General features: G+C 66.8%; 1 protein-coding gene. It reads left to right on the top strand.

Annotated features, from left to right (window positions below):
- Positions 1 to 49: 49 nt before the first annotated feature.
- A partial coding sequence (locus tag AC1RS9_RS14485; protein ID WP_439099100.1) for an IS30-like element ISPfr14 family transposase occupies positions 50 to 1,049 on the top strand: 1,000 nt, incomplete at its 3' end.

Genomic DNA, 1,049 nt, shown 5'->3' with positions numbered 1-1,049 from the left:
GGCGGATTCAACTGGTCGTCGCAACACCTTGACGTGGAAGGTGTTGGCGATGGCAGCGAACGACAGGGACCAGAGCACGAGGGACGCGCCACAGGTGTTGCGGCGCCAGTGGCGTGCAGATCGAGCGTTGCGCCCACCGATGCGTTCCCCTGGGCGCCCACGCCAGTCACCTTCGCGGCGAGTCGAACGGCAGTTTTGGCGCCAGATCGCCACGGGCGTCACAACGGCGGAAGCCTGCCTCGCGGTCGGCGTGTCGTGCCCCGTCGGTGCGCGCTGGTTTCGACACGCTGGCGGCATGCCACCGATCAGCCTGGCCGAGCCGTCCGGGCGCTATCTCAGTTTCGAAGAACGTGAAGAGATCGCGATCCTGAACGCCAAAGGCGTCGGCGTCCGCGCGATCGCTCGCCAGCTGGGGCGTGATGCAGGCACGATCAGCCGTGAACTACGCCGTAACGCCGCCACCCGTAGCGGCCGAATCGAGTACCGGGCCACGGTCGCGCAGTGGAAAGCGCAAGAAGCAGCGAAACGCCCGAAGATCGCGAAGTTGGTTAGGAACGAGCGTCTACGCGACTACGTCCAAGACCGCCTCGCCGGCGGGGTCACCCATCCTGACGGCACGCCCGTGGCAGGCCCGGCCGCGCCGGCGTGGAAGGGGTTGAACAAGCCGCGCAGGCAGGATCGGCGCTGGGCCAGTTCGTGGAGCCCGGAGCAGATCAGTCATCGGCTGCGGTTGGACTTCCCCGATGATGAGTCCATGCGCATCAGCCATGAGGCGATCTATCAGTCGTTGTTCATCGAAGGGCGCGGCGCGTTGAAACGCGAACTCGTCGCCTGTCTGCGCACCGGCCGCGCGTTGCGTGAACCGCGGGAGCGTTCACGGAACAAGCCCCAGGGCCATGTCAGCGCTGAGGTGGTCATCAGCCAGCGGCCCGCCGAAGCGCAAGACCGTGCCGTGCCAGGCCATTGGGAAGGCGACCTCATCATCGGTACCGGCCGCTCCGCGATCGGCACGCTCGTCGAGCGTCGTAGCCGCACCACGATCCTCGTAC

This window comes from Dermacoccus sp. MPR-E5, assembly GCF_058809565.1.
Note: the sequence above shows the minus strand (reverse complement) of the source record. Positions and strands in the feature narration are given on the sequence as shown.